We start from the raw sequence: 24,616 nt of genomic DNA on the forward strand, positions 1-24,616 counted from the left end.
TGGTTGTGCAGAGACTGACTGTAGCGAGGGAGCTTGCTCCCGTTCGAGCGCGAAGCGCTCGCCATTAAGTCTGCGCCAGCTGGTTTTGGGACCGCTTCGCAGCCCAGCGGGAGCAAGCTCCCTCGCCACAGGTTATGCATCGCTGGCAGCCTCCAGCAAAATCCGCCCGCTGGAGCAGGTGGCGGTTTCGTTGCGATAGGCGAAATACAATTTGCCGCGCGCCGGGTCGAAGCGCAGGTGCAACTGGATTTCATCGCCAGGGCGCACCAGTTGCTGGAATTTCAGCACTTCCATGCCGGCGAACTTTGCCGGCAGGTCCATCAATTGCTGGCCCAGGCTCATTGCCCACTCCACTTGCACCACGCCGGGCAATACCGGGGCCCGGGGAAAGTGTCCGCTGAAATACGCCAGGTCCGGCGGGACGGCCAGTTGCAGGCTCCACTCACCATCGGCTTCGACCTGCTCCAGCACTTGCGGCGCCTTTGGGCGGGGCGCCAGCAGCAAGGCTTCAACCTCAGCCTGGGGCAGTTTGCCCTGCGCGTTCAGCGGCAACTGCCGCAACAGGCGCCAGCGTCGTGGCAGGGCCAGCGTTTCACAGTGCTGGCTCAGATGCTGACGCAACGCTTGCGTGAGGCTGCGTCGTCCCTGATTGCGCAACGCGTGCATACCTCGCTCGCTGAGCACCAGCAGCGCCCCCAATGAGGCGCGGTTTTCCTGAACCACTCCCAGGCGGGCTTCGGCGACCCAGGCGTGCGCCATCAGCGCGTGTTCGAGCATTGGTAGCGAGATACGTTTTTCTTCCAGTTTGACGATCCGGTCCAGCCGCCCCAACAGCTCGAAACGGCCGTCGGCGGCGATGCGCGCGGCATCGGCGGTGTGTTCGATATGACCTGCCGGCAGGTATGGCGATGCGATAAGCAGGGCGCCATCGCTGTCCTGGCTCAGCTCCACGCCGGCGAAGGGCTGCCAGAGAGCCTGACCCTGACGCCAGGCGATGCCGCCGGTTTCCGAACTGCCGAGGATCTCGGTCGGCCATTGTTGCAGGCGTTCGTAAAGGCTTTGCGAGGCTTCGGCGGGTAACGCGCCACCGGAGGAGAACACTCGGCGCACTGCGCTCAGCGCTGGCCAGTCGAGGTTGTCGCCCATGCGCTTGAGCAATGCCGGGCTGGCGACCCAGGCGAAGGCCGGGTGTTCACGGCTGGCGCGTTGCAAGTCTTCCGGGAAAGCCAGTTGCTTGCGCACGAACGAACGCCCGGCGCACAACGGCCACAGCACCCGAAACAGCAAGCCGTAGATGTGCTGGGTGGCGACGCTGCCGATGATGCAGGCTTCGCCCAGATCTGCGCCCCACAAGTGTTCCAGTGCTTCGACTTCATTGGCCAGTTGGCGCAGGGTTTTGTCGATGCGCTTGGGTTCGCCACTGGAGCCGGAGGTGCACAGGCTCAGCTGACAACGATCCAGGTCCAGCGGGTGGGCAGGCAGCGGCGGATGCCGATAATCGCTCAGGTGTGTATCGTCGGCCTGATCGGTCAGCCACAGATCGACCTCGGTCGACCAGCGCTGGCGCGTCTGTGCTTGCAGGTCGGCGGGCAGCAGTACGCTGACCCCGGCACGCCAGGCGCCGAGCAGGGCAATGGCCAGGTCGGCGGCGTCTTCAAGGTGCACGGCGATGCGCTGCACACCCTGAGCTTGCAGGCCGGCAGCCAGGCTCAGGGCCTGGTCGCACAATTGCGCGTGATTCAACGCGGGTTCGGCCGTCACGGCACGCTCCGACTGAGCCTTGAGCAACAGTTGCTCAAGTTTTATCCAATTCATGGGTGGCCTCGTACCCGTTGTCGTATCAGCCATTCAATGGCGAACATCAGGCCGATCAATCCATAGGAGATCAGGCCGGTGTACAACATCCACCAGCTCAGCGGCGCCCAAAGGGTCAGGGCGGCGGCGCACAAACCGTTGCAAAGAAAAAACACGCTCCAGGCAATGGTCACCTGGCGGGTGTAGCGAATGGCCCTGGGCGGTAATTCCGGTTCTCGCAGGCGGGCCAGGCGTTCGACCATCGGCGGGCCGTATTTCAGGCTAAGACCGAACAGCACCAGCATGAACGCGCTGATCAGCACTGGGTACCAGCGCAGCAGCACCGGGCTGTCGAACGCTGCCAGCAGCAGGCAGAACGCGATGGCGACCGTGGACATCCACAGGCTGCCGGGGCGCCGTTCGCCGGTCAGCGCTCGCGCCAGCCACAGGCTGCCCAGCAGCAGACCGAACTGCCACGGGGCAAAATGCTCCATGCCGAAATACACCGCAAAGGGGTACAGCAGGCCTGCGAGCAGCAGGCCAAGGCCGATCAGTCGGCTCATGCGGCGGGCTGAACCAGACGGTAGACCGCCTCGACCACGTCGCTGACGGTACGCACCGATTTGAATTCTTCGGCGGCGATTTTCTTGCCGGTCTGGCGTTTGATGTGATCGATCAGGTCGACCGCATCGATGCTGTCGATTTCCAGATCCTGGTACAGGTTGGATTCCAGGCTGATGCGCTCGGGGTCCAGCTCGAAGAGTTCGACCAGAGCATCGCGCAGGGTGTTGAAAATATCGTCACGAGTTTGCATGGTCCGGTCTCAAGCTGCCTGTTTTGCAGTGACGAACGCCGCAAGGCTCGCCACGTTGCTGAAGTGATTACGGGTGTCCTTGGCGTCGGCATCGATTTTGATGCCGTACTTTTTCTGGATCGCCAGGCCGAGTTCCAGCGCGTCTACCGAGTCCAGGCCCAGGCCTTCGCCGAACAGCGTCTGGTTGTCGCCGATGTCGTCGACGCTGATGTCTTCGAGGCCCAGGGCTTCGATGATCAGCTCTTTGATTTCCTGCATCAGGCTAACGGTGTTCTGATCGCTCATCTTCGGCGAGCTCCTTGATAAAGTAAGAGTGCAAATAGTCGTTGAGCTTGCGCGAGGCCTGGGGCGCAGGCCCCTGCGTAGCGAAGGCCTGTGGATCTATATCGGCCCCGACGCGGAAACTGAAGTGCACGCGGCGTTTGGGGATCCGATACCAGGGTTCGGCCTTGGTCAATGTGGTCGGGTTGACCTTGATGATCACCGGGGTGAGGATTCTCGCACCGCGCAGGGCGATTGCCGCCGCCCCCCGATGAAAGGCCGGCGGTTGGCCGGGTCGGGTCCGGGTGCCCTCGGGAAAGATGATCAGGGTCTGACCGCTTTTCAGCGCGTCAGCAGCGGCGTCGAGCATGTCCATGCTGCCATCGTTGCTGATGTATTCGGTACAGCGTAGCGGACCGCGAGTGAACGGGTTTTCCCAGAGGCTTTTCTTGACCACGCAGTTGGCGTGGCGCACCAGGCCGATCAAAAACACCACATCGATCAACGAGGGGTGGTTGGCGACGATCATTTGGCCTGGGCGCCCGAGTTTTTCCGCCCCCTGTATGTCATAGGTCAGCACACCGCTGCGCGCCATGAACCGAATGAAAAACCAGAAACACCGGCTGACCGTATGTCGCGCGCGCTGACGATGGACCTGGGCGCCTCCCGGCAGGCAATTCAACAGCGGGAACACCACCAGTCGCAGGCACAGGCTGCTCAACCCGAACAGGGTGAAGCTTGCGGCAGTGGCCAGCAGGCGCCAGTAGTAGGCGTCGCGGTTTTTATCGGTTACGGGTTGCGTTGCCAGGTCCATACACGATTTTTCCAGGCATGTTGGCAGGTTGTTTGCTGGCCGAGCAGCGTACGCAACAGATTCAGGGCATGGGGCCAGCGGGCTTTGGACAACGTGTGCGGGGCGCTGTTCAGCGACAGTTGCCACTGATTACCGGGGGTGATCAACAGGCCGACCGCATAAGGGAAAGGCACATCATCGATCCAGGCCGAGTAGGCGGCGGGCGGTTGTTCTTCGGTGACGATCAGCAGTACCGCGGGCGCGCCTTCCTCAAGCAGCGCCGCGGCCTCCAGCATGCCGTGTTCAAGGCCATCGCCGGCGGCGGCGAGGGCGGTCATTTCGCTGGTTTCGCCGCGCATGATCGACCACAGACCGATGACCGCGTTGTGCACCGACAGGCTGAACTGGGTGGGCGACAATGGCTGGTCGGTCGCCAGATCGCTGAGAATCTCGAAGGTGCGCGGGGTTTCGCCGTGGCGAGAAATAAAGACCAACGGCAGGTTGGGACGACCATCAGCCAAGGGCCAGCCGACACTGAACGCCATCCGCGCCAGACGGCTGAGTCGCCGGCGCTGCATGGCCGGCAGAAACGACACATCCGGGGCGGCATCGCTGGGCTCGAGCACGACCGGTTGTCGGCTCCAGGCCTGCCAATCATCCACGCTTTCAAGACCAGGGGCCCAAGCGCGCCATTGGGCGATGTTGAAGTTGATCACAGACATTCATCCCGCCCCTGCGGGCTTCCTTTAACGCGGTGAGTCGCAAGAACCGCGGCTGACCTGACGTGGCGCTTAACGCCGAGTGGCGCGCATTATCCCGGTGCTGCGGGCGTGTAGCAAATGCTGGTTACATTTTGCGCAACGAAATGTACCGTCTGGTTCGCGAAAAGCTGTCGTTTGGCCATTATCCACAATGCGGCGGACATGTCTGTCGGCACTGTCGGCTATCAATGGACGAGTTGGCAGCTTTTCCGGCCAGAGATTTGCCTATGACTGTGTAGTCTAGATGCTGGCGAGGTAGCTAAGCAGCGATGTGGACTACTACACTCGGTCATTCTTTGATACACGGAGGTTTAGACATGCGGCGCGTGGTGTTCAATCAGAAAGGTGGCGTGGGCAAATCAAGCATTGCCTGCAATCTGGCGGCGGTCAGCGCCAGCGAAGGCTATCGCACGTTATTGGTGGATCTCGATGCCCAGGCCAACTCCACTCAATACCTGACGGGGCTCACCGGTGAGGATATCCCGATGGGTATCGCCGACTTCTTCAAGCAGACCCTGTCCTCCGGGCCGTTCTCGAAGAAAGGTCAGGTCGACATCTACGAAACTCCGTTCGACAACCTTCACGTCATCACTGCCACCGCCGAGCTGGCAGACTTGCAGCCCAAGCTTGAGGCCAAACACAAGATCAACAAGCTGCGTAAATTGCTCGAGGAGCTGGACGGTGATTACGACCGGATCTACCTCGACACCCCGCCAGCGCTGAATTTCTATGCCGTCTCGGCCTTGATCGCCGCTGATCGTGTGCTGATCCCCTTCGACTGCGACAGCTTCTCGCGCCAGGCGTTGTATGGTCTGTTGGCGGAAATCGAAGAGTTGAAGGACGACCACAATGAAGGGCTGGAAGTCGAAGGCATTGTCGTCAACCAGTTCCAGGCCCGCGCCAGTCTGCCTCAGCAAATTCTCGACGAACTGATCGCCGAAGGGCTGCCGGTACTGCCGGTGTACCTGGCGAGTTCGGTGCGCATGCGCGAATCCCATCAGGCCAACACGCCGCTGATCCACCTCGACCCGCGGCACAAGCTGACCCAGCAATTCGTCGACCTGCACGCTCTGCTGGAAAATACCTGAATCGCTCTTGTTGAAGGGGCTTCAGATCCCCTGACTGCGCAACCAGCTCATCAACTGCGGTAACGGAAAGGCCCCGCTTTGGCGAGCCACTTCCCGGCCGTTCTTGAACAGAATCAGGCTCGGGATCGAGCGAATCCCCAGCTGCGCCGACAACTGTTGATTCGCCTCGCTGTCCAGCTTGGCCAGCCGACACTTGCCCGCCAATTGCCCCGCCGCCTGCTCGAACACCGGCGCAAACGATTTGCACGGCCCGCACCAATCCGCCCACACATCCACCAGCAACGGCAGGTCACCCTTGATCTGACTGGCGTAATCGCCTTGCTTTAATTCGAACGGCTTGTTCAGCAAGATCTCGGCCTTGCAGCGGCCGCACTTTGGATGATCGTTGAGGCGCTCGGCGGGGATGCGGTTCAGGCCGTTGCAGTGGGGGCAGGGGATGAGGAGTGGGGCGGTCATGAGGGAGGTCCTGTTAAGAAGCCGATCACTCCTATGTGGAGACGTTTGCTCATATTTTCAATCGTGCAGCGTATAGCGATGAAACTAGGCTGAATCGTACTGAGCGAGACCGTTGGTCTGCTGAAGATTATCGCAACTTGCGATATTTTGGATCTGTGATTAACTCCCCATAGCAGAATGCGATAAGGATGTTGCATGCATGTGTTCACCGAAAAACCAATTCGTGAGGCCAAGGAAAAGTGGCCGCGGGCAGCCAATGCATTGGAGCAGTGGTATCGACTCGCCAAAGGGAGTAACCCGGGAGACTTCGCTGCAATGAAGTCTATTTTTCCCGCAACCGACAAAGTCGGCGAGTTTCATGTGTTCGATATCGGTGGCAACAAATTGCGGCTAATCGCTTTTGTCAGGTATCGGTCTCAAAAGCTGTATATCAAGCATGTGCTGGATCACAGCGAATATGAGCGAGGTAAATGGAAGGAGGGAAGGGTATGAGTGTTCTAATCAAAAAAGCTGCCGAGCATTGGGAGTTCGTCTCGCCATTGCTTCGAAAACCGAAAAACGAAGACGACTATGACATGTTGGCGCGGGCACTCGATGAATTGCTTGAGATGACCGGCGATGATGAGTCGCACCCGTTGATGAGCTTGGTGGACATCATCGGTGACTGGATTGCGGAGTGGGATCGCAACCATCACCCCATGCGCGAAGCCTCTGGTGCAGAGGTTCTTGGCTATATGATGCGCGAACACGGCCTGAGCCAGAGCGAGCTGCCCGGTGTGGGCACGCAATCGGTAGTCTCGGAGATCTTAAGCGGCAAGCGCCAGCTCAACCTGCGGCAGGTTCGCTGGTTGGCCGAGCGCTTTGGTGTGTCCGTAGAGACCTTTATCTGACAAGCCTCACGACGAACAGCTGATCTCCAGATGCTTGCCCCATTCCGGTGGCCGCTCGGCGTAGCTCTCCATTCCAGGCTGCTCCTCGAACGGATTGCTCAATACCGCGTGCAAACGACGAACTTCTGAATAGTCGCCGCTTTCCGCCGCATCGATGGCTTTTTGCGCCAGATAATTGCGCAGGATGTACAGCGGATTGACCGCATGCATTCGTTTGCGGCGCTGCTCCTGATCAATCACGCCTTCACGGGCAACCCGGGCGGCGTAAAGCTCGCCCCACGCATCGAAGCCCTTGATGTCGACAAAGTCATCGCGCAACCGGGCGACAGCCAGTTCCGGTGAGTCATCGCCCAGGCGGCGGAAGAACAAGCTGTAATCGACGCCGCTGTTCTGCATCAGTTGCAGCAGGTGCTCCAGCAGTTTCTGGTCGTCGTCTTCGGCGGTAGTGAGGCCGAGGCGGCGGCGCATCAGGTCCAGGTAGTGGGCCTGGAACAGTGGCAGGTACAGGCCGAGGGTTTCGCGCAGGGCCTCGACGCTGATGAACGGTGTCAGGGCCTGGGCGAGGGCGCTGAGGTTCCATTGGCCAATCGGTACCTGGTTGCTGAAGGAGTAGCGGCCTTGGTCATCGGAGTGATTGCAGATGAAGTGGGCGTCGAAGTCGTCGAGGAAGGCGAACGGGCCGAAGTCGAAAGTGATGCCCAGGATCGACATGTTGTCGGTGTTCATCACGCCGTGGCAGAACCCATAGGCCTGCCATTTGGCGATCAGTTCGGCATTACGCTCGACGATTTCGCGGAACATCGCCAGGTACGGCTCCGGCTGCTCCAGGCAGTGCGGGAAGTGCATGGACAGCACGTGCTCGCCGAGTTCTTTCTGCTGCTCGGAGCGCTTGGTGTAGTAGAAAAATTCGAAGTGCCCGAAACGCACATGGCTTGGCGACAGGCGCAGGACCATGGCCGCACGTTCCTGTTTCTCGCGCCAGACTGGCGTGTCGGAGCCGATCACGCACAGTGCGCGCGTGGTGGGAATGTTCAGGGCATGCAGGGCTTCGGAGGCAAGGAACTCGCGGATCGAGGAGCGCAGCACTGCCCGTCCATCGCCCATGCGTGAGTAAGGCGTCTGACCGGCACCCTTGAGGTGCAGGTCCCAATGCTCGCCGGCTTCGTTATAGACCTCGCCCAGCAACAGGCCGCGACCGTCGCCCAACTGCGGGTTATAGGAACCGAATTGATGCCCGGAGTAGACCATCGCCCGCGGCTCGGCTTCGGCCCACAGCTTGTGGCCGCCGAACAGCTCGGCGAACACTGGTGTCTCGGCCTCGGCCGGGTCCAGATCCAGCAACGCCATGGCGGCGAGGCTGGCGACCACCAGTCGCGGAGCCGCAATGGGCTCAGGGAGTACGTGGGTTGAGAACGCATCGCCCAGGCGGGCGAAGCGATTGTCGAAGGTCAGTTCGTCGAGGGCTTTCAACGGCCATCTCCAGCAGAATGTCCGAGCATTCTGCTAGGGATAGCGCGCTTAGTCGAGTTCGACAGGTGGTGGTTCTTGCCGCGGTTTGCTGGTGGGGGCCGGAACAATGGTTTTGGTTTCCGGCTCAACCGGGACCATTTTGTATTCCTGGCCCTGAAGGTTCTTGAGATAGACCTCCATCTGCCGGAACGAGATGTTGATGTGCTGCTTCTTGAACTCGCGATTGATGAAGCGGTTGACCTCATCGAGCACCGGGTTACGGTCGCCGAGGTCGCGCACGTGCATGCGCAGCTCGTGGTCGAGGGTGCTTTCGCCGAAGTTCAGGAAGTACACGTGGGGTTCCGGGTCCTTCAGCACACGCGGGTTATCGCGGGCGGCCTTGAGCAACAGTTCTTTCACCAGGTCCAGATCCGAGCCGTAGTCGACGCCGAGCTTGAGGGTCACCCGGGTGATGGTGTCGGTCAGCGACCAGTTGATCAGTTGCCCGGTGATGAACGTCTTGTTCGGGACGATGATGTCCTTGCGGTCGAAGTCGGTGATGGTCGTGGCACGGATGCGGATCTTGCTCACCGTGCCCGACAGGTTGCCGATGGTGATGGTATCGCCGATCCGCACCGGGCGTTCGAACAGGATCATGATGCCGGAGATGAAGTTGGCGAAGATTTCCTGCATCCCGAAACCGAGACCCACCGACAGCGCTGCCACCAGCCATTGCAACTTGTCCCAGCTCACGCCGAGCGTGGACAGGGTCGAGACGAAACCGACACCGGCGATCACATAGGACAGCAACGTGGTCGTGGCGTAGGAACTGCCCTGGGCCAGGTTGAGCTTGGACAGCACAAACACTTCCAGCAGACCCGGCAAGTTGCGCGCCAGCGCGAAGGTGATGCCGATGATGATCAGCGCGCCAAGCATGTCGCCGATGCTGATCGGCACCATGCTCATGTTGGCGCCGGTGCCGCTGGTGTATTCGTAGAGGGTGATGTTGTCCAGGTACGAGAACACCGAGATCAGGTCCGACCAGACCCAGTACAGCGCCGCGATGAAACCGCCGAGCAGGGCCAGGCGGATCAGTCGCAGGGACTGTTCGTTGACCTTTTCGATGTCCAGGGTCGGTTCTTCGATCACCGCTTCACCGTCGCCGGCCTCTTTCGCGGCCTGGCGTTTGGCCAGGGCGCGCTGATAGGCCAGGCGCCGTGCCGCAACGCTGAGGCCGCGCACGAAGGTGGCTTCGATCACCAGCCAGAACATCAGCAGGTACAGGGTGTTGATCAAGCGGTCGCTGAGTTTCAGCGCGGTGTAGTAGTAGCCGAAGCACACGGCGACGAACAGCGCGATCGGCAGAACGGTGAACATGACTCCCACGGCCTTGCGGAACAGCGAAGCGTTTTCATGGGTTGGGCTGCTGACCAGCAGGCGGCTGAGCAGCCAGGCCATCAAGGCGTAGCAGGTCAGCACCACCGGCATGCCAAGCACGTCATCGGCCAGCGCCGCCGGTTGCAGCTCGGCGACCGCCACTACAGTCACCAGGGCCATCACCACCAGCCCGAGCCGACGAATCCAGCCTTGAAGGAATTCGACCTGGGGCTTTTCCCAACGGAAATGCAGTTCGGCCACGCCACCGGGCGCGAGGATGCGGTAGGCGGTGTAGAACACCAGCCAGGCCTGGGCCATCTGCAACAGCGCCGCGCCCATATTGGCGTTCTGCCCGCGGGCGTCGATTTGCAACGCCAGGCCGCACAAGGCCAGGCCCAGGGAAACCGGCATCGCCAGCAGGATGTTGATCAGAATCGCTTGCGGGGTGTGCCACTGACTGTCGCGTTTGAAATGGCCGATGTCCTGGTGAACTTTGTTCAGGCGGGCATAGAGATTTTTGCGGCGCCACAGCAGCGCGCCGATCAGCAGGGCCAGTGGCAGGAACAGCAGCGGCCGTTGCGTCAGGCCATCAGTCAATTCGCTCAGGCTCGAAGCCCACGGCAGGGTAGTGACCTGACGTTGCAGACGTTCCGGCACGCTGTGCATCCACTCAAGATCCAGCGGTTTGTTGCTGGGAATCCAGAACATCTGCTCGTCCAGCGTAGCCCGCAGACTTTGCGCGGTGCTGAGCAGTTGTTTCTGATTGAGTTGCAGCGTGATGGATTCGTTGAGCACCGCGCTCAGTTCGCGATTCAAGCGCTCCAGCAGGTCCGCGCGGGTGTTGGCCAGGTCCAGCAGGCTCTTGCGCAGTTGCGGGGTGACTTGCTCGGGTGGTTGAGTCGCCAGCAGGTTATCGACGTAGGTGATCGGGTTGCTGAGCAGTTCCCGTTGCTGACTGACTTCGAACTGATACAGGCGAATGTCGGCAATCTGGTCGGCCAGATCGCGGTCGAGCCTTAGACGCGGCAGGGCCTGTTTCTGTTTGTAGAGAATCTTGGAGAGCAGCAGGCTGCCCTTGAGCACGTTGATCTGTTCGTCCAGCGCCGAGTCGCTCTGGGTCACGCTGTCCAGTTGCTGCTTGGTCTGAAGGTTCTGTTGAGTGACTTCGTTGAGGCGGTCGGTGCTTTTGAGCAGGTAGTCGGAGAGCTTCAGGTTGGCCGCGCTTTCGGTGGCCAGCAGGCTGCTGCCACCGGCCTTCTGCGCTTCGATCGACTGTTGGGTCACGGTCTCTTGCGACTGGGCCAGGCGTTTCTGGTTGATCAGGGTTTGCAGGTCCTGGATCTCCTGATCCAGGCGATCGGATTTTTCCGACAGCAAGTCGTGCTGGCTGTTGCCCAAGTCCTGCAACAGGCTGTTGCCGGCCAGTTCCTGGCGACGCAACGGGATCAAGGCGTTCAGTGCCGCGAGCTCGGCGTTGAGCTGATCGCGTTGCTCGGCGGTCAGGGTCTTGCCGCTGTCCTTGCCAAGTTTGAGGATGTTGTTGATCTGCTGGATGCGCGTCTGGCTGGCAGAAATCTCGGCCTGGGCGCGCTCGGGGCGGGTCTGGGCGGTAATGATCAGGCTGTTCGCTTCGGCCAGGGCTTTCTGCAGGTCGCTTTGTTGAGTGGAACGTTCGGTCAGCAGTTGCTCAAGCTGCTGAATTGTCTCTTTGGTATAGCGCTGCCCTACCGGCACCACTTTGGTGGCCTTGAGGCGGGCCAGCTCGCGCTGGTTCTCGATGTTCTGCCTTGGAGCGTTGGTCAACTGCTGCTTGAGATCGATCAGTTTCTGGTCGTAATCACGCCGGTTGTTGAGCTGGGTGAGCGTGCTCTGCAGGACCGCTTGCAGGGCTTTTTGATCGGCCTCCGGCAGTTTGCGGTCGGCGATCTTGTCCAGGCTCGCTTGCACGGCTTCGCTGGACGGCGGCTCGGCGGCTTGCAGCGTGTTGATGGAAAGACTCAAGCCCAGCAGGGCCATGATGAAAAAGGTACGCAGAGTTGACATAGAGACCGATCGAAAACGAGACGAAGTGTGGAGTTTAGAGGAACAGGCCGGGGCCGGGGCGACTTCCTTCGGGGAATCTGACGCCCACTTTCCCAATCTTGTTCCCTTCCATGACCGCGACGGTCCAGAGGGTGTTGTTCCACTCCACCTGGTCACCGACGACTGGAGCGCCGCCCACTTTCTGGGCAATGAAGTGGCCCAGGGACATGTTCGGATCGATGCCCTCGACTTTCAATCCGTACAGGGCAGCAACCGCGCCCAGCTGGGCGTCTCCTTCGAGTACGAAGTCGCCGAAGAAGCGCAAATCCAGCCCCCGTTGCGGTGCCTGACTGAAGAGTTTTCCGAGGGCCGGAAGGTTGTGTTCATGGCCGATCACGCAGAGCAAATCATCGACTTCGAGCACCGTACTACCCGACGGATGGAGCAGTTGCTGGCCACGAAACAGGGCTGCGATACGTGTGCCTTCGGGCATTTTCAGCTCGCGAAGGGGTGAACCGATACACCATTTCTCGGCACCGAGGCGATACACGAACAGTTCCCACTCGCTGGTGACATGCACTTCCAGCGCCGATCGGGAGATCGGCAGGGGCTCCGGCGGGACGGTCACTTTCAAAAGCTTGGCGACCCACGGCAGGCTTGTGCCCTGCACCAACAGCGACACCAGCACGATAAAGAACGCCAGATTGAAATACAGCTGAGCGTTGGGCAGGCCCGCCATCAGCGGGAACACCGCCAGAATGATCGGTACGGCACCGCGCAGGCCAACCCAGGAAATGAATGCCTTCTCGCGTCCATGGAACGCCTTGAAAGGCAGCAGGCCAGCCAGCACCGACAGCGGGCGGGCAAACAGAATCATCCACAGCGCCAGGCCCAGCGCCGGCAAAGCGATCGGCAGCAGGTCATGGGGCGTGACCAGCAGCCCCAGCACCAGGAACATGCCGATCTGGGCCAGCCAGGCCATGCCGTCGAGCATATGCAAAATGCCGTGACGGCTGCGTACCGGGCGGTTGCCGATCACCAGGCCGCACAGGTACACCGCCAAAAAGCCGCTGCCGTGCAGGGCGTTGGTCAGGGCGAACACCACCAGGCCGCCGGCAATCACCAGAATTGGATAAAGGCCGGTGGCCAGGTGGATGCGGTTGACCAGTTGCAGCATCAGCCAACCGCCGCCGAGGCCGATGACGCCGCCAATACCGAACTCACGCAGCAAGTGCCCGAGCAGGCTCCAGTGCAGGCCGGTCTGGCCGCTGGCGAGCATGTCGATCAGGGTGACGGTGAGAAACACTGCCATCGGGTCGTTGCTGCCGGATTCGATCTCCAGGCTCGCGGTCACCCGCTCGTTCAAGCCTTTACCACCGAGCAGCGAGAACACGGCCGCGGCATCGGTGGAACCGACGATGGCGCCGATCAGCAGGCCTTGAATCAGGTTCAGGTCGAACAACCACGCCGCCGCCATCCCGGTCAGCCCGGTGGTGATCAACACCCCGACCGTGGCCAGCGACAGCGCCGGCCATAACGCCACGCGAAAACTCGCCACCCGGGTGCGCAAGCCGCCGTCGAGCAGGATCACTGCCAGAGCGAGGTTGCCGACCAGATAAGCCGTGGGGTAGTTATCGAAAATAATGCCGGCGCCGTCGACACCGGCCGACATGCCCACCGCGAGGATGATCACCAGAATCGGGATCCCGAGGCGCGATGAAAGTGAGCTCACCAGAATGCTCGCACCTACCAGCAACGCGCCGATCAAGAACAGGCTGTTGATGGTCGTCGCATTCAAAGGCAGTACTCCGGAAGCGTAAAGGCGGGCGCAAACTGACCATGCAGTCCGCGTGCCAGCGATTCTAACCTGTTGAAATGTGATGCTGTCAAAAAGCTTTTGCAGATCAAAAGTCAGTCACGTCGATGATCGTTCCCACGCTCTGCGTGGGAATGCAACCCGGGACGCTCTGCGTCCCAACTGCGGACGCGGAGCGTCCATTGAGGCATTCCCACGCGAGCGTGGGAACGATCGGTTGCAGGTTACAGGCTAAACCGCCCAACCATGTTGTTCAGGTCCAGCGCCAGGCGCGACAGTTCGTTGCTGGCCGCACTCGTCTGGTTAGCGCCGGTGGCCGATTGCACCGACAGATCACGAATGTTCACCAGATTGCGGTCCACTTCACGGGCCACTTGCGCCTGCTCTTCGGCCGCGCTGGCGATCACCAGGTTGCGCTCGTTGATTTCGACGATGGCGCTGTTGATGGTGTCCAGCGACAGGCCGGCACCGCGCGCAATGTTCAAGGTCGACTCGGCGCGCTCGGTGCTGTTGCGCATCGAATCCACGGCGTGTTCGGTGCCGCTCTGGATGCTGCCGATCATGCGTTCGATTTCGCTGGTCGACTGCTGGGTGCGATGGGCCAGGGCCCGCACTTCATCGGCAACCACCGCAAAACCACGACCGGCTTCACCGGCACGGGCCGCTTCGATGGCTGCGTTCAGCGCCAGCAGGTTGGTCTGGTCGGCCAGGCCGCGAATCACGTCCAGCACTTTGCCGATGTCTCGCGACTCGTTGGCCAGATCGCCGATCAGGGTGGCGGTGCTCTGCACATCGGCGCTCATGCGTTCGATGGCGCTGACGGTCTCCTGTACCAGGTCACGACCGTCGCCCGCCGAAGTGGTGGCGTTTTTCGAGGCTTCGGAAGTGCTCACGGCATTGCGCGCGACTTCTTCCACGGCGCTGGTCATTTCGTTGACGGCGGTGGCGGCCTGTTCGATTTCGTTGTTCTGCTGGGTCAGGCCGCGGGCGCTTTCGTCGGTGACACTGTTCAGTTCTTCCGCGGCGGATGCCAGTTGCGTGGCCGAACCGGAAATCCGTTGCAGGGTGTCGCGCAGTTTGTCCTGCATCTTCTCCATGGCGGCCAATAGGCGACCGGCTTCGTCTGCACCGTCGACCGTGATCGGGCGCGTCAGGTTGCCTTCGGCGATTTCTTCGGCGGCGCTCAGGGCGTTGGCGATCGGCTTGGTGATGCTGTTGGTCAGCAGCCAGGCGAACAGCAGGGTCAGGCCAGTGGCGATGACCAGCAGGGTCACCACCAGGTTGAACGCCGAGGAGTACTGGTCGGCGGCTTGCTGGTTGGTGTCGATGGTCTGCTGGGTGTTGATCTCCAGCAAGCGGTTGAGCACGGTGTTCATGGCTTCAGAGTTGTTCAGCAAATCGGTATTGACCAGTGTGCGCTGTTCGTCGATCTGATTGCTGCGCGACAGACTTTTCATCCGGTCTTCGATCTGGCGGTACTGCCCCAGCAACTGCACATATTGATCATAGGCTGCACGCTCCTGCGGGCTGGCGATCAGTTTTTCGTAGCCGGCCTGAGCCGCTCGGATCTGCTGGTTTCGGGTTTCCAGCAGCTCGATGGTTTTCTGTTGGACGTCCGGCTCACGATTCACGAGCAGACGATAGGCCAGCACACGCAGGCGCAGGGTCAACTGAGTGAATTCGTCGAGGCTTTTAATGCTCGGTACGCTGTTTGAGGTGATCTCCTCGACGGCGCCGCGAATCTTGCTCATCTGGTTCAGGGCGAACACACCCAGGATCAGCATCATGGCGCCAATCAGGGTGAAACCGAGGAACGCCCGCGGTGCGATATTCATATTTCTTAGGGACATGGTGTTCACCGAAAAAAGCGCCTCCGTGCGAGGCTGAGACTGTTGTATGGATGACTTATCGGTCATGCGACTAAAGTCTTGAGTCGCTGCGCGTATTTGTCGCAGAAGGGCCGCGACGACGAAGTGCAGGAACCAGAGCCGTCAATCGCAGTCTTTAAAGTTCGCGAGGAAGGTCGACCGCCAGGAAAATCAAGGCCTTGCGCCTGCATACCCCTGGCTTCCACAGTGACTTTTCTTTATCGTACGCGCCCTTTGAAAATGCCCGGAAATCAAAATGTTAGAAGCAACCCTAAGCCAATTGGAACAACTGGTCAGCGACCTGGTGCAACAGAACCAGGCGCTGCTGGGCACCAATCAATCCCTGAGTGCGGAGCTGGCCCAGGTCAAGGATGAAAACGAAAGCCTGCAATTGAGCCTGATGGAACAGGAAGAGAAACAAGGCGCCACCGTTGCACGCATTCAGGCCTTGGTTGAGCGCGTCAGCGCCGGCCCTGTCAGCGCATGAGTTACGGCGCCGCAGGGGTAAAAGTCGTCTCGATTCTGGGTGAAGACTATTCAATCAAGGCGCCGGCCGGGGAAGAGCAGACCCTGCTGGACGCCGCTCTAATGTTGAAGGCCGCTTTGGCCGAGACCAAAAAGAAATACCCGGCGCTGATCGGTGACCGCTTGCTGGTGCTGGCGGCGATGAATCTGTGTTCGCAGCAGATCGAAATGCAAAAGCGTCACCAGCAGGAACTCGACCGTTACCAAGAGCAAGTCAGCGCCACGGTTGAAGTGATCGCCAAGACGATCAACCAGGCCTGAGCGGCTTTGCGCACAACCAAAGAATAAATTGTCGATTTAGTTGTATACAATCGGCATGGCTGTTGCAGTGTTTCAGCCTCTTATTCTTTGGGGGTGCTCCATGCAGTTCTGGCGACGCAGTATTCAATGGCAGTTGATCCTGAGCATGGGCACCGCCCTGCTGGTCAGTATTCTGATCGTGGTTGGCATTTATACCCTCGTGGTCAACCGCCTCGCCCAGCGCTATCTGGTCGAGCAGGCGTTACCGTCGAGCATCGAAGCGATGCGCAACGACATCGAGCGCATCCTCGTTCAACCCCTCACCGCCGCCAAGGACATCGCCAGTAACAGCATGGTGCGCGACTGGTTGGCCGGAGGCGAAAACACTGCCCAGACCGCTGCTTTCGTCAGTTACCTGGAAGGCATCCGCGCTGAGCACAAAGCCTTTACCGCGCTGATCATCGGTGTCGCTTCAAACCATTACTTCACCGAAAAAGGCCTGGACCGCACACTCGGCCGCTCCAATCCCAATGACGCCTGGTTCTATTCGTTCCTCGACAGTAATCAATCGCGCACCCTCAATATCGACCATGACACTGCCACCGGCGAGTTGGCGCTGTTCATCGACCTCAAAGTCGAGCAGGCCGGCAAAGTCGTGGGCGTGGCCGGGCTGGGCCTGAGCATGAAAGAACTGTCGGAGCTGATCCACAACTTCAACTTTGGGGAGCGCGGCAAGGTCTATCTTGTGCGCTCCGACGGTTTGATCCAGGTTCATCCCGAGGCGCAGTTCAGCGGCAAACGTACGCTGGTCGAACAGATCGGCGCCTCGGCGGCGCAAGCGGTGATGACCTCCACCGCGTCTGGCAGCAGCAGTTTTGCCCGCGATGGCGAAGAGTTTCTGGCCTTGAGCCTGCCGCTGCGTGATCTGGGCTGGACCCTGGTGGCCGAAGTGCCGCAGTCGCAGATCTACGCCGAAGCTCGCCGGGCGATGTGGATGAGCGGCGGCATTGGTCTGGCGGTGGCGTTGGTTTGTCTTTTATTGGTGGTGTTGCTGGCTCGTGGATTGGTGCGACCGATTCGTCAGGTAACAGCAGCGTTGGTTGCCATCGGTAGCGGTGGTGGAGATTTGACCCACCGGTTAGATTCCAGCCGCGCCGATGAGCTGGGTGACCTGGCTCGCGGCTTTAATCGGTTCCTGGAAAGTCAGCGCGAGATGATCGGCGAAGTGCTGGCCACCAGTGAGCGTTTACGCGCGGCGGTCGGCCAGGTGGCGCGGGTGGTGGACAACACCGCCGAGCGTTCCGGACGTCAGCAGGAAATGACCGACATGGTTGCCACTGCCGTTCATGAGATGGGGCTGACCGTGCAGGAAATCGCCCAGAACGCCGGCAATGCGGCGGTCGCTTCGCAAACCGCGCGAGATGAAGCGCTGCAGGCGCGGGAAGTGGTGGGTGGGTCGATTCGGCATATAGAAAGTATGTCTGACGAAATTGGCGTCGCCGCCGGAGCGGTGGGTGAGTTGGCCCAACAGGTGGCGTCCATCGATCAAGTGCTGGCGGTGATTCGCGGGATTTCCGAGCAGACCAATTTGCTCGCGCTCAACGCCGCCATCGAAGCGGCGCGGGCCGGGGACATGGGCCGCGGCTTTGCGGTGGTGGCCGATGAAGTGCGGACCCTGGCGCGACGGACGCAGTCGTCCACCGACGAAATTCAGCAGATGATCGGCAGCCTCAAGCAGGGCGCGGAGCATGCAGTGTCTTCTATGCACGCCGGGCAAGCGGCGACCGGCACGGGGGTTGAGTCAAGCCAGCGCACCGGGGCGTCGTTGACGGCGATTACCGGGCAGGTCGAGCACATCAGCGACATGAACCATCAGGTGGCGACGGCGACGGAAGAGCAATCGGCGGTGACGGAAGAGATCAACCGCAACGTGCAGGGGATTTCCGATTTGGCGCGGGCGACGGCGGGTGAGGTCAGGGCTTGTCGTGAAGACTGTCAGACGTTGCAGCGGTTGGCCGATGATCTGGCGCGGCAGATGGGCAGTTTCAAACTCACCTAACCGATCGTTCCCACGCTCCGCGTGGGAATGCAGCCCGGGACGCTCCGCGTCCCATTGGAACGCGGAGCGTCCCCTGAGGCATGCCCACGCGGAGCGTGGGAACGATCAGTGTGAGGGGGTCAGAACCACTCATCCTGCATGCTCAGACACACATCATCCCGTGCCTCAAGAATCGCCAGTTCATGGTGGCAACCCGGCACTTCCCACGTCAGGAAATACCGCGCCGCCTGTAGCTTGCCTTTATAGAAGCTCACATCCGCCGCATTACCCTTGGCCAACCCTTCCTCGGCACGAATCGCCTGTTCCAGCCAGCGCCAGCCGATCACCGTATGACCGAACACTTTCAGGTACAGCGCCGAGTTCGCCAGGCTGCTGTTGACCTTGCCCTGGGCCAGATCGGTCAGCAGGCCGATGGTCACGGTTTGCAGGCGAGCCACCAGTTTTTCCAGCGGCTCACGCAATGGAGTCAGCGACTCATGCGTCTGCGCCCGCTCAGCGGTGTCGGCGATCAGGCGGATCAGTTGCTTGAGCCCCGCGCCACCGTTCTGCGCCAGTTTGCGCCCCAGCAAGTCCAGCGACTGAATGCCGTGGGTGCCTTCATGGATCGGGTTCAGGCGGTTGTCGCGGTAATACTGCTCCACCGGATACTCGCGGGTGTAGCCGTGACCGCCGAGTATCTGGATCGCCAGTTCGTTGGCCTTCAGGCAAAACTCCGACGGCCAGGATTTGACGATCGGCGTCAGCAGATCCAATAGCTCGTGGGCCTGCTTGCGCTCGGCTTCGCTTTCAAGCGTCGTGGTGTCGTCGAACAGCCGCGCGGCGTACAACCCCAGGTCGAACGCGCCTTCGACGTAGGCTTTCTGGGTCAGCAGCATGCGTTTGACGTCGGCGTGCTGAATGATTGCCACCGGTGCGGTGGTCGGATCCTTGCTGTCCGGCACCCGACCTTGCGGACGCTCGCGGGCGTATTCGAGGGAATACAGATACCCGGCGTAACCCAGCATCACCGCGCCCATGCCGACGCCGATCCGCGCTTCGTTCATCATCTGGAACATGTAGCTCAAGCCATGATGCGGCTTGCCCACCAGATAACCGACACACTCGCCGTTATCGCCGAAGTTCAGCGCAGTGGAGGTGGTGCCGCGCCAGCCCATCTTGTGGAACAGCCCGGCCAGCAGCACATCGTTGCGCTTGCCGAGACTGCCGTCATCGTTGACCAAAAACTTGGGCACGATAAACAGCGAGATCCCCTTCACCCCGGCCGGCGCGTCCGGCAACTTGGCCAACACCATGTGCACGATGTTTTCCGACAGCGGGTGGTCACCGCCGGAGATGAAGATCTTGTTGCCCTTGAGTCGATAGGTACCGTCGGACGCCGGCTCGGCGCGGGTACGAATATCCGACAGTGACGAGCCGGCGTGGGGCTCGGTCAGCGCCATGGTGCCGAAGAAGCGACCGTCGATCATCGGCTGCAGAAAACGCTGCTTCTGCTCATCGGTGCCGAAGCTTTCAATCAGGTTGGCCGCGCCCATGGTCAGGAACGGGTAGGAGGTCGACGCCGCGTTGGCCGATTGAAAGTGCGCGAAGCAAGCCTGGGACAGCAGCGTAGGAAGTTGCATGCCGCCGGCATCGAAACTACGCGCGGCGTTGAGGAAACCGGCTTCGAGGAAGGCATCCACCGCCGGTTTCACTTCCGGAATCAGAATCGCCTGACCGTCCTCATAGCGCGGCTCGTTCTCATCGCCCTTGCGGTTGTGCGGGGCGAAGAACTTCTCGGCGATGTTGCGGGCGGTGCCGATGGCGGCATCAAAGGTCTCGCGATTGTGCTCGGCGAAACGCTCACGTTGGGTCAGGCCCTCGGCATCAAGGACTTCGTACAGCTCGAAAGCCAGATTGCGGGAACTGAGCAACGTCTCGGACATGGCGGCCTACCTTTAATTGGGATGGACCGAGTCTAGGCGTGGGAATAGAGGCTGAACAGGATGATTGATCTTGGTGATGGAGAAGCAAAAGATCCTGCTTCAAAAAAAACCGGGCGCCCGTTGCAGGCGCCCGGCTTTATTACGGTTTAACCGATAGTCATCAAGCTGGCATTACCACCCGCCGCGGCGGTGTTTACGCTCAACGCCCGTTCGATCACCAGGCGCTCCAGCGCAATGTTGGTTTCACCCTGGGACAAACCATGAACCCCGACAATCGCCCCCGCCCGCTTGGCCACTTGCTGGCACACCGCGCGCAGCTGATCGGAATGGCCATGATGCAGAACTGCATCAACCACCACTTCGTCCTTGGTCCAGTCGGCCACCCGCTTGATCCGTGCCTGCACTTCTTTCGGCAGACGTGTGAACAAGGCCTTGCCCGGTTCCGCGTCCGGCCACACCGCCGAGCCGCCGACGGCCAATACCGCCGCCAGTTGAGTCAGCAGATCGCCTTCGACGTCCGCCAGGCACAGTACGTGTTCGCGCGGGAGGATGGCGTAGCTGTTGCGCTCGCCGGTCGGGCCGGCCAGCACGCGGGTGATCCCGCTTTGCGATTGCGCCGCGAACTGCACGCACAGGGCGCTCAGGTCCGTGAGCTTGTTGCTGTCGGCCCAGGCTTGCAGCGCGGTCAGCGGTTTGCTCATGGCGTCACGCAAACGTACGTCCGGTGCGGCGATGGCGTCGCCGCGAGCGAAGGATTGTTCGATCGCATTGGTAGGACGTGTCGACAGCAAGCGGTACAGGTACAGCGGACCACCGGCTTTCGGACCTGTGCCCGACAGGCCTTCGCCGCCGAACGGTTGCACGCCGACCACGGCACCGACGATGTTGCGGTTGACGTAGACGTTACCGGCGTTGACGTTATCGATCACCTTGGCGATGGTCTCGTCGATGCGAGTGTGCACGCCGAGGGTCAGGCCGTAGCCGGATGCGTTGATCTGGCCGATCAGTTGGTCGATGTCTTTGCGCTTGTAGCGCACCACGTGCAGCACCGGGCCGAAGATCTCCCGTTGCAGTTCGTCGAAGCTTTCCAGCTCAATCAGGGTCGGCATGACGAAGGTGCCGCGTTTGACTTCTTCACTGTTGGCGATCGCCACCTGGTACACGTTGCGACCTTTGTCGCGCATGGCCTGGATGTGCTTCTCGATGCCGGCCTTGGCTTCGGCGTCGATCACCGGGCCAATGTCCACGGACAGACGCTCCGGGTTACCGAGACGGCATTCCGCCATGGCGCCCTTGAGCATTTCGATGACACGATCAGCGGAATCTTCCTGCAAGCACAGCACCCGTAGCGCCGAGCAGCGTTGACCGGCGCTGTCGAACGCCGACGACACCACGTCGATGACGACTTGTTCGGTCAGTGCCGAGGAGTCGACGATCATCGCATTCTGGCCGCCGGTTTCGGCGATCAGTGGGATCGGACGGCCCTGGGCATCCAGGCGACCGGCGATGTTGCGTTGCAGCAGGCGCGCGACTTCGGTGGAGCCGGTGAACATCACGCCTTTGACCCGATCGTCGCCGACCAGGCGGGCACCGACGGTTTCTCCACGGCCCGGCAGCAGTTGCAGCACGCCTTCCGGAATCCCGGCTTCGAGCAGCAGGCGCACGGCTTGAGCGGCGACCAGCGGGGTTTGTTCGGCAGGCTTGGCCAGCACCGGGTTACCGGCGGCCAAAGCAGCAGCCACTTGGCCGCTGAAGATTGCCAGCGGGAAGTTCCACGGGCTGATGCACACCACTGGGCCCAACGGGCGGTGGGCGTCGTTGGTGAAATCGTTGCGCGCCTGCACCGCGTAATAACGCAGGAAGTCCACCGCTTCACGCACTTCGGCGATGGCGTTGGCGAACGTCTTGCCGGCTTCGCGAGCCAACAGGCCCATCAGCGGCTGGATCTCGCCTTCCATCAAATCGGCGGCACGTTCCAGAATCGCGGCGCGTTCGGCCGGCGGCGTGGCCTGCCAGATCGGCGCAGCATTCAAGGCGCACTGGATCGCGTTGTCGACGTCTTCGACGGTGGCTTCCTGCACATGGCCCACCACGTCACGCAGATCGGACGGGTTCAGGACTGGCGCAGGGCTTTCAGTGCTGGAGGCGCAACCGAGCATCGGCGCGGCTTTCCAGTTGTTGTGAGCGGTGGCGAGCAGGGCGCACGACAGGGATGCCAAACGATGTTCGTTGGCCATGTCGATGCCGCTGGAGTTGGCGCGCTCGGCACCGTACAGGTCACGTGGCAGCGGGATGCGCGGGTGCGGCAGACCGAAGCCGCCTTCCAGCGTCGCCATCTGCTCGATGCTGGCCACCGGATCGGCCACCAGTTCCTGAATCGAGATCGACTGGTCGGCAATGCGGTTAACGAATGAGGTGTTCGCGCCGTTTTCCAGCAGACGACGCACCAGATACGCCAGCAGGGTTTCGTGGGTGCCGACCGGAGCGTACACGCGGCACGGACGGTTCAGCTTGCCTTCGGACACTTTGCCTACAACCTGTTCGTACAGCGGTTCACCCATGCCATGCAGGCACTGGAACTCGTACTGACCGGGGTAATAGTTCTGGCCAGCGATGTGGTAAATGGCCGACAGGGTGTGGGCGTTGTGCGTGGCGAATTGCGGGTAGATGACTTCCGGCACCGACAGCAGTTTGCGCGCGCAGGCGATGTAGGAAACGTCGGTGTACACCTTGCGGGTGTAGACCGGATAGCCTTCCAGGCCTTCGACTTGGGCGCGTTTGATTTCGCTGTCCCAGTACGCGCCTTTCACCAGGCGAATCATCAGGCGATGACGGCTGCGGCGAGCTAGGTCGATCACGTAGTCGATCACGTAAGGGCAGCGCTTTTGGTAAGCCTGGATCACGAAACCGATACCGTTCCAGCCGGTCAGTTGCGGCTCGAAGCACAGGCGCTCCAGCAGATCCAGCGACAACTCGAGGCGGTCGGCTTCTTCGGCGTCGATGTTCAGGCCGATATCGTATTGCTTGGCCAGCAGGGTCAGCGACAGCAGGCGCGGGTACAGCTCGTCCATCACGCGCTCGTACTGGGCGCGGCTGTAACGCGGGTGCAGGGCGGACAGCTTGATCGAAATGCCCGGGCCTTCATAAATCCCACGACCGTGGGAGGCTTTGCCGATCGCATGGATGGCTTGTTCGTACGAGGCCAGGTACTTCTGGGCGTCATGTTCGGTGAGGGCGGCTTCACCCAGCATGTCGTAGGAATAGCGGAAGCCTTTGGCTTCGAACTTGCTGGCGTTGGCCAGGGCTTCGGCGATGGTTTCGCCGGTGACGAACTGCTCGCCCATCAGGCGCATGGCCATGTCGACGCCCTTGCGGATCATCGGCTCGCCGCTCTTGCCGATGATGCGGCTCAGGGACGAGGTCAGGCCGGCTTCGTTGTGGGTGGCGACCAGTTTGCCGGTCAGCAGCAAGCCCCAGGTGGCGGCGTTGACGAATAGCGACGGGCTGTTGCCCAGGTGCGGCTGCCAGTTGCCGGTGCTGATCTTGTCGCGGATCAGTGCGTCGCGGGTGCCTTTGTCCGGGATGCGCAGCAGCGCTTCGGCCAGGCACATCAGCGCCACGCCTTCCTGGGACGACAGGGAAAATTCCTGCAACAGGCCCTGAACAATCCCGGCACGGCCGCCGGCGCTCTTCTGATTGCGCAGTTTCTCGGCAATCGAGGCGGCGAGCTTGTTGGTGGCCTCGGCCATCGGTGCCGGCAGGCGCGCCTGCTCGATCAGCATCGGCACCACTTCGGGTTCCGGGCGACGGTAGGCGGCGGTGATCGAAGCGCGCAGTACCGATTGCGGCAGGATGCTTTCGGCGAATTCCAGGAAGCACTGGTGTGCGTGATCGACGTGGACCTCGCCGGCCTCGTCAACTTCCTTGCCGTTCAAACCATTCAGCTCGGACAGGGTTGCACCACCCTCGAGTTTTTCCAGGTAATTGAAAATTGCCTGCTTGATCAGCCAGTGCGGCGTGCGATCAATCGAGGTCGCGGCGGCCTTGAGGCGTTCGCGGGTCGGGTCGTCAAGTTTGACCCCAAGGGTGGTGGTAGCCATATTTTTATCCTCATGTTTGCCACGACTGCGTGGCATCAGCTGGCGGCAAGATTAGCCGTGCTCTGGTCGAGGTGCAACCGGGTGCAACCCTTTTTTGTCGGAATAATAAGCAGCTCGTCAGGAAATAAATTCTGGTACATCCATCCCGCGCCTGCTTGGTGCTTTTGCTTCTAGCGCAACCAGAAAAACGCCCTAAAAAGGAGCAAAAACCGACTCATTTCGAGAATATCCGACTAGGTGCAACTTATTCGCACGAAACTGGTTGCACCTTATTTGCTTTGTTGAATAGCATTCGCGGCCAAGGTGCAACCGGGTCAAAAAGATCGGTGCACCGGCTGATGGCTTTCCTGGGGAAACATCAGTCATAAATGCGCGGGCCCC

General features: G+C 60.9%; 19 protein-coding genes and 2 pseudogenes. 7 read left to right on the top strand and 14 right to left on the bottom strand.

The features are described from left to right. Nucleotides 1-132: 132 nt before the first annotated feature. From PSH69_RS02065 to PSH69_RS02090, 6 genes are read right to left on the bottom strand one after another with little or no spacing between them, the layout of a single operon-like run. The gene (locus PSH69_RS02065) at nt 133-1,815 is read right to left on the bottom strand and encodes an acyl-CoA synthetase family protein (RefSeq protein ID WP_305410889.1); all 1,683 of its coding nucleotides are present in this window, start codon (nt 1,813-1,815) and stop codon (nt 133-135) included. Further along, complete coding sequence (locus PSH69_RS02070; protein ID WP_258672115.1) at nt 1,812-2,357, bottom strand: hypothetical protein; 546 nt, start codon at nt 2,355-2,357, stop codon at nt 1,812-1,814. The genes PSH69_RS02065 and PSH69_RS02070 overlap by 4 nt, the downstream gene beginning before the upstream one ends. Next, the gene (locus tag PSH69_RS02075) at nt 2,354-2,608 is read right to left on the bottom strand and encodes an acyl carrier protein (protein WP_007936741.1); all 255 of its coding nucleotides are present in this window, start codon (nt 2,606-2,608) and stop codon (nt 2,354-2,356) included. Before PSH69_RS02075 ends, PSH69_RS02070 begins: the two co-directional genes overlap by 4 nt. 9 nt (nt 2,609-2,617) lie before the next feature. Next, nucleotides 2,618-2,893, bottom strand: coding sequence for a phosphopantetheine-binding protein (locus PSH69_RS02080; protein WP_018928588.1), 276 nt, complete (start codon nt 2,891-2,893; stop codon nt 2,618-2,620). Next, nucleotides 2,871-3,683: a 1-acyl-sn-glycerol-3-phosphate acyltransferase gene (locus PSH69_RS02085; protein ID WP_305410890.1), complete on the bottom strand. Its 813-nt coding sequence runs from the start codon at nt 3,681-3,683 to the stop codon at nt 2,871-2,873. Before PSH69_RS02085 ends, PSH69_RS02080 begins: the two co-directional genes overlap by 23 nt. Continuing rightward, nucleotides 3,659-4,384 (bottom strand): beta-ketoacyl synthase chain length factor, encoded by a 726-nt coding sequence (locus tag PSH69_RS02090; RefSeq protein WP_305410891.1) that lies wholly within the window; start codon nt 4,382-4,384, stop codon nt 3,659-3,661. The genes PSH69_RS02085 and PSH69_RS02090 overlap by 25 nt, the downstream gene beginning before the upstream one ends. A gap of 356 nt (nt 4,385-4,740) precedes the next feature. On the opposite strand from PSH69_RS02090, the gene PSH69_RS02095 reads away from it, so the two are divergent. Continuing rightward, complete coding sequence (locus tag PSH69_RS02095) at nt 4,741-5,511, top strand: ParA family protein (protein WP_305410892.1); 771 nt, start codon at nt 4,741-4,743, stop codon at nt 5,509-5,511. 21 nt (nt 5,512-5,532) lie between these two features. Here PSH69_RS02095 and trxC read toward each other — a convergent pair whose 3' ends face one another. Further along, nucleotides 5,533-5,967 (bottom strand): thioredoxin TrxC, encoded by a 435-nt coding sequence (gene trxC, locus PSH69_RS02100; RefSeq protein ID WP_305410893.1) that lies wholly within the window; start codon nt 5,965-5,967, stop codon nt 5,533-5,535. A gap of 195 nt (nt 5,968-6,162) precedes the next feature. Between trxC and PSH69_RS02105 the strand changes: the two genes are divergently transcribed. Both PSH69_RS02105 and PSH69_RS02110 read left to right on the top strand, forming a co-directional pair. Continuing rightward, a complete protein-coding gene (locus PSH69_RS02105) occupies nt 6,163-6,459 on the top strand; it encodes a type II toxin-antitoxin system HigB family toxin (RefSeq protein ID WP_305410894.1) in 297 nt (98 codons plus the stop codon). Next, nucleotides 6,456-6,857, top strand: coding sequence for a type II toxin-antitoxin system HigA family antitoxin (locus PSH69_RS02110; RefSeq protein WP_018928582.1), 402 nt, complete (start codon nt 6,456-6,458; stop codon nt 6,855-6,857). Before PSH69_RS02105 ends, PSH69_RS02110 begins: the two co-directional genes overlap by 4 nt. A gap of 6 nt (nt 6,858-6,863) precedes the next feature. Here the strand turns inward: PSH69_RS02110 and selO are convergent, their stop codons facing one another. The 5 genes and pseudogenes from selO to PSH69_RS30165 all read right to left on the bottom strand — a co-directional run. Further along, nucleotides 6,864-8,327 carry a protein adenylyltransferase SelO gene (gene selO / locus PSH69_RS02115; protein ID WP_305410895.1) on the bottom strand — a complete coding sequence of 488 codons (1,464 nt, stop codon included), beginning with the start codon at nt 8,325-8,327 and terminating at the stop codon, nt 6,864-6,866. A gap of 48 nt (nt 8,328-8,375) precedes the next feature. After that, on the bottom strand, nt 8,376-11,726 hold the full coding sequence (gene mscK / locus PSH69_RS02120; RefSeq protein WP_305410896.1) for a mechanosensitive channel MscK: 3,351 nt from the start codon (nt 11,724-11,726) through the stop codon (nt 8,376-8,378). A 34-nt stretch (nt 11,727-11,760) separates the two neighbouring features. Continuing rightward, nucleotides 11,761-13,503: a potassium/proton antiporter gene (locus tag PSH69_RS02125; RefSeq protein WP_018928579.1), complete on the bottom strand. Its 1,743-nt coding sequence runs from the start codon at nt 13,501-13,503 to the stop codon at nt 11,761-11,763. Between the two features lie 242 nt (nt 13,504-13,745). Beyond that, nucleotides 13,746-14,618 (bottom strand): methyl-accepting chemotaxis protein, encoded by an 873-nt coding sequence (locus PSH69_RS30160; RefSeq protein ID WP_370695248.1) that lies wholly within the window; start codon nt 14,616-14,618, stop codon nt 13,746-13,748. Nucleotides 14,619-14,648: 30 nt separating this feature from the next. Beyond that, nucleotides 14,649-15,437 (bottom strand): annotated as a pseudogene (locus PSH69_RS30165) (MCP four helix bundle domain-containing protein); the annotation flags it as partial. Nucleotides 15,438-15,645: 208 nt separating this feature from the next. On the opposite strand from PSH69_RS30165, the gene PSH69_RS02135 reads away from it, so the two are divergent. From PSH69_RS02135 to PSH69_RS30175, 4 genes and pseudogenes are all read left to right on the top strand, one after another. Then, complete coding sequence (locus PSH69_RS02135) at nt 15,646-15,876, top strand: hypothetical protein (protein ID WP_018928577.1); 231 nt, start codon at nt 15,646-15,648, stop codon at nt 15,874-15,876. After that, on the top strand, nt 15,873-16,175 hold the full coding sequence (locus PSH69_RS02140; RefSeq protein ID WP_007936757.1) for a cell division protein ZapA: 303 nt from the start codon (nt 15,873-15,875) through the stop codon (nt 16,173-16,175). The genes PSH69_RS02135 and PSH69_RS02140 overlap by 4 nt, the downstream gene beginning before the upstream one ends. A gap of 262 nt (nt 16,176-16,437) precedes the next feature. Next, nucleotides 16,438-17,301: pseudogene (locus tag PSH69_RS30170) on the top strand (cache domain-containing protein); the annotation flags it as partial. 204 nt (nt 17,302-17,505) lie between these two features. Next, the gene (locus PSH69_RS30175; RefSeq protein ID WP_370695249.1) at nt 17,506-18,213 is read left to right on the top strand and encodes a methyl-accepting chemotaxis protein; all 708 of its coding nucleotides are present in this window, start codon (nt 17,506-17,508) and stop codon (nt 18,211-18,213) included. Between the two features lie 119 nt (nt 18,214-18,332). Here the strand turns inward: PSH69_RS30175 and PSH69_RS02150 are convergent, their stop codons facing one another. Together PSH69_RS02150 and putA are read right to left on the bottom strand one after the other, a co-directional pair. Then, complete coding sequence (locus tag PSH69_RS02150) at nt 18,333-20,135, bottom strand: acyl-CoA dehydrogenase (protein ID WP_305410899.1); 1,803 nt, start codon at nt 20,133-20,135, stop codon at nt 18,333-18,335. A gap of 146 nt (nt 20,136-20,281) precedes the next feature. Further along, nucleotides 20,282-24,235 (bottom strand): trifunctional transcriptional regulator/proline dehydrogenase/L-glutamate gamma-semialdehyde dehydrogenase, encoded by a 3,954-nt coding sequence (gene putA, locus PSH69_RS02155; protein ID WP_305410900.1) that lies wholly within the window; start codon nt 24,233-24,235, stop codon nt 20,282-20,284. Between the last annotated feature and the right edge of the window lie 381 nt (nt 24,236-24,616).

It is taken from the genome of Pseudomonas sp. FP1740 (assembly GCF_030687165.1).
Lineage (GTDB): Bacteria > Pseudomonadota > Gammaproteobacteria > Pseudomonadales > Pseudomonadaceae > Aquipseudomonas.

Bases quoted from the DNA above. Each gene is read 5' to 3' on its own strand.
- PSH69_RS02150 (WP_305410899.1), bottom strand. From the start codon at position 20,135: ATGTCCGAGACGTTGCTCAGTTCCCGCAATCTGGCTTTCGAGCTGTAC.
- PSH69_RS02075 (WP_007936741.1), bottom strand. From the start codon at position 2,608: ATGCAAACTCGTGACGATATTTTCAACACCCTGCGCGATGCTCTGGTC.
- PSH69_RS30175 (WP_370695249.1), top strand. From the start codon at position 17,506: ATGGGGCTGACCGTGCAGGAAATCGCCCAGAACGCCGGCAATGCGGCG.
- PSH69_RS02065 (WP_305410889.1), bottom strand. From the start codon at position 1,815: ATGAATTGGATAAAACTTGAGCAACTGTTGCTCAAGGCTCAGTCGGAG.
- putA (WP_305410900.1), bottom strand. From the start codon at position 24,235: ATGGCTACCACCACCCTTGGGGTCAAACTTGACGACCCGACCCGCGAA.
- PSH69_RS02135 (WP_018928577.1), top strand. From the start codon at position 15,646: ATGTTAGAAGCAACCCTAAGCCAATTGGAACAACTGGTCAGCGACCTG.
- mscK (WP_305410896.1), bottom strand. From the start codon at position 11,726: ATGTCAACTCTGCGTACCTTTTTCATCATGGCCCTGCTGGGCTTGAGT.
- PSH69_RS02105 (WP_305410894.1), top strand. From the start codon at position 6,163: ATGCATGTGTTCACCGAAAAACCAATTCGTGAGGCCAAGGAAAAGTGG.
- PSH69_RS02140 (WP_007936757.1), top strand. From the start codon at position 15,873: ATGAGTTACGGCGCCGCAGGGGTAAAAGTCGTCTCGATTCTGGGTGAA.
- PSH69_RS02080 (WP_018928588.1), bottom strand. From the start codon at position 2,893: ATGAGCGATCAGAACACCGTTAGCCTGATGCAGGAAATCAAAGAGCTG.
- PSH69_RS02085 (WP_305410890.1), bottom strand. From the start codon at position 3,683: ATGGACCTGGCAACGCAACCCGTAACCGATAAAAACCGCGACGCCTAC.
- PSH69_RS02070 (WP_258672115.1), bottom strand. From the start codon at position 2,357: ATGAGCCGACTGATCGGCCTTGGCCTGCTGCTCGCAGGCCTGCTGTAC.
- PSH69_RS02110 (WP_018928582.1), top strand. From the start codon at position 6,456: ATGAGTGTTCTAATCAAAAAAGCTGCCGAGCATTGGGAGTTCGTCTCG.
- PSH69_RS02095 (WP_305410892.1), top strand. From the start codon at position 4,741: ATGCGGCGCGTGGTGTTCAATCAGAAAGGTGGCGTGGGCAAATCAAGC.
- PSH69_RS02090 (WP_305410891.1), bottom strand. From the start codon at position 4,384: ATGTCTGTGATCAACTTCAACATCGCCCAATGGCGCGCTTGGGCCCCT.
- PSH69_RS30160 (WP_370695248.1), bottom strand. From the start codon at position 14,618: ATGGAGAAGATGCAGGACAAACTGCGCGACACCCTGCAACGGATTTCC.
- trxC (WP_305410893.1), bottom strand. From the start codon at position 5,967: ATGACCGCCCCACTCCTCATCCCCTGCCCCCACTGCAACGGCCTGAAC.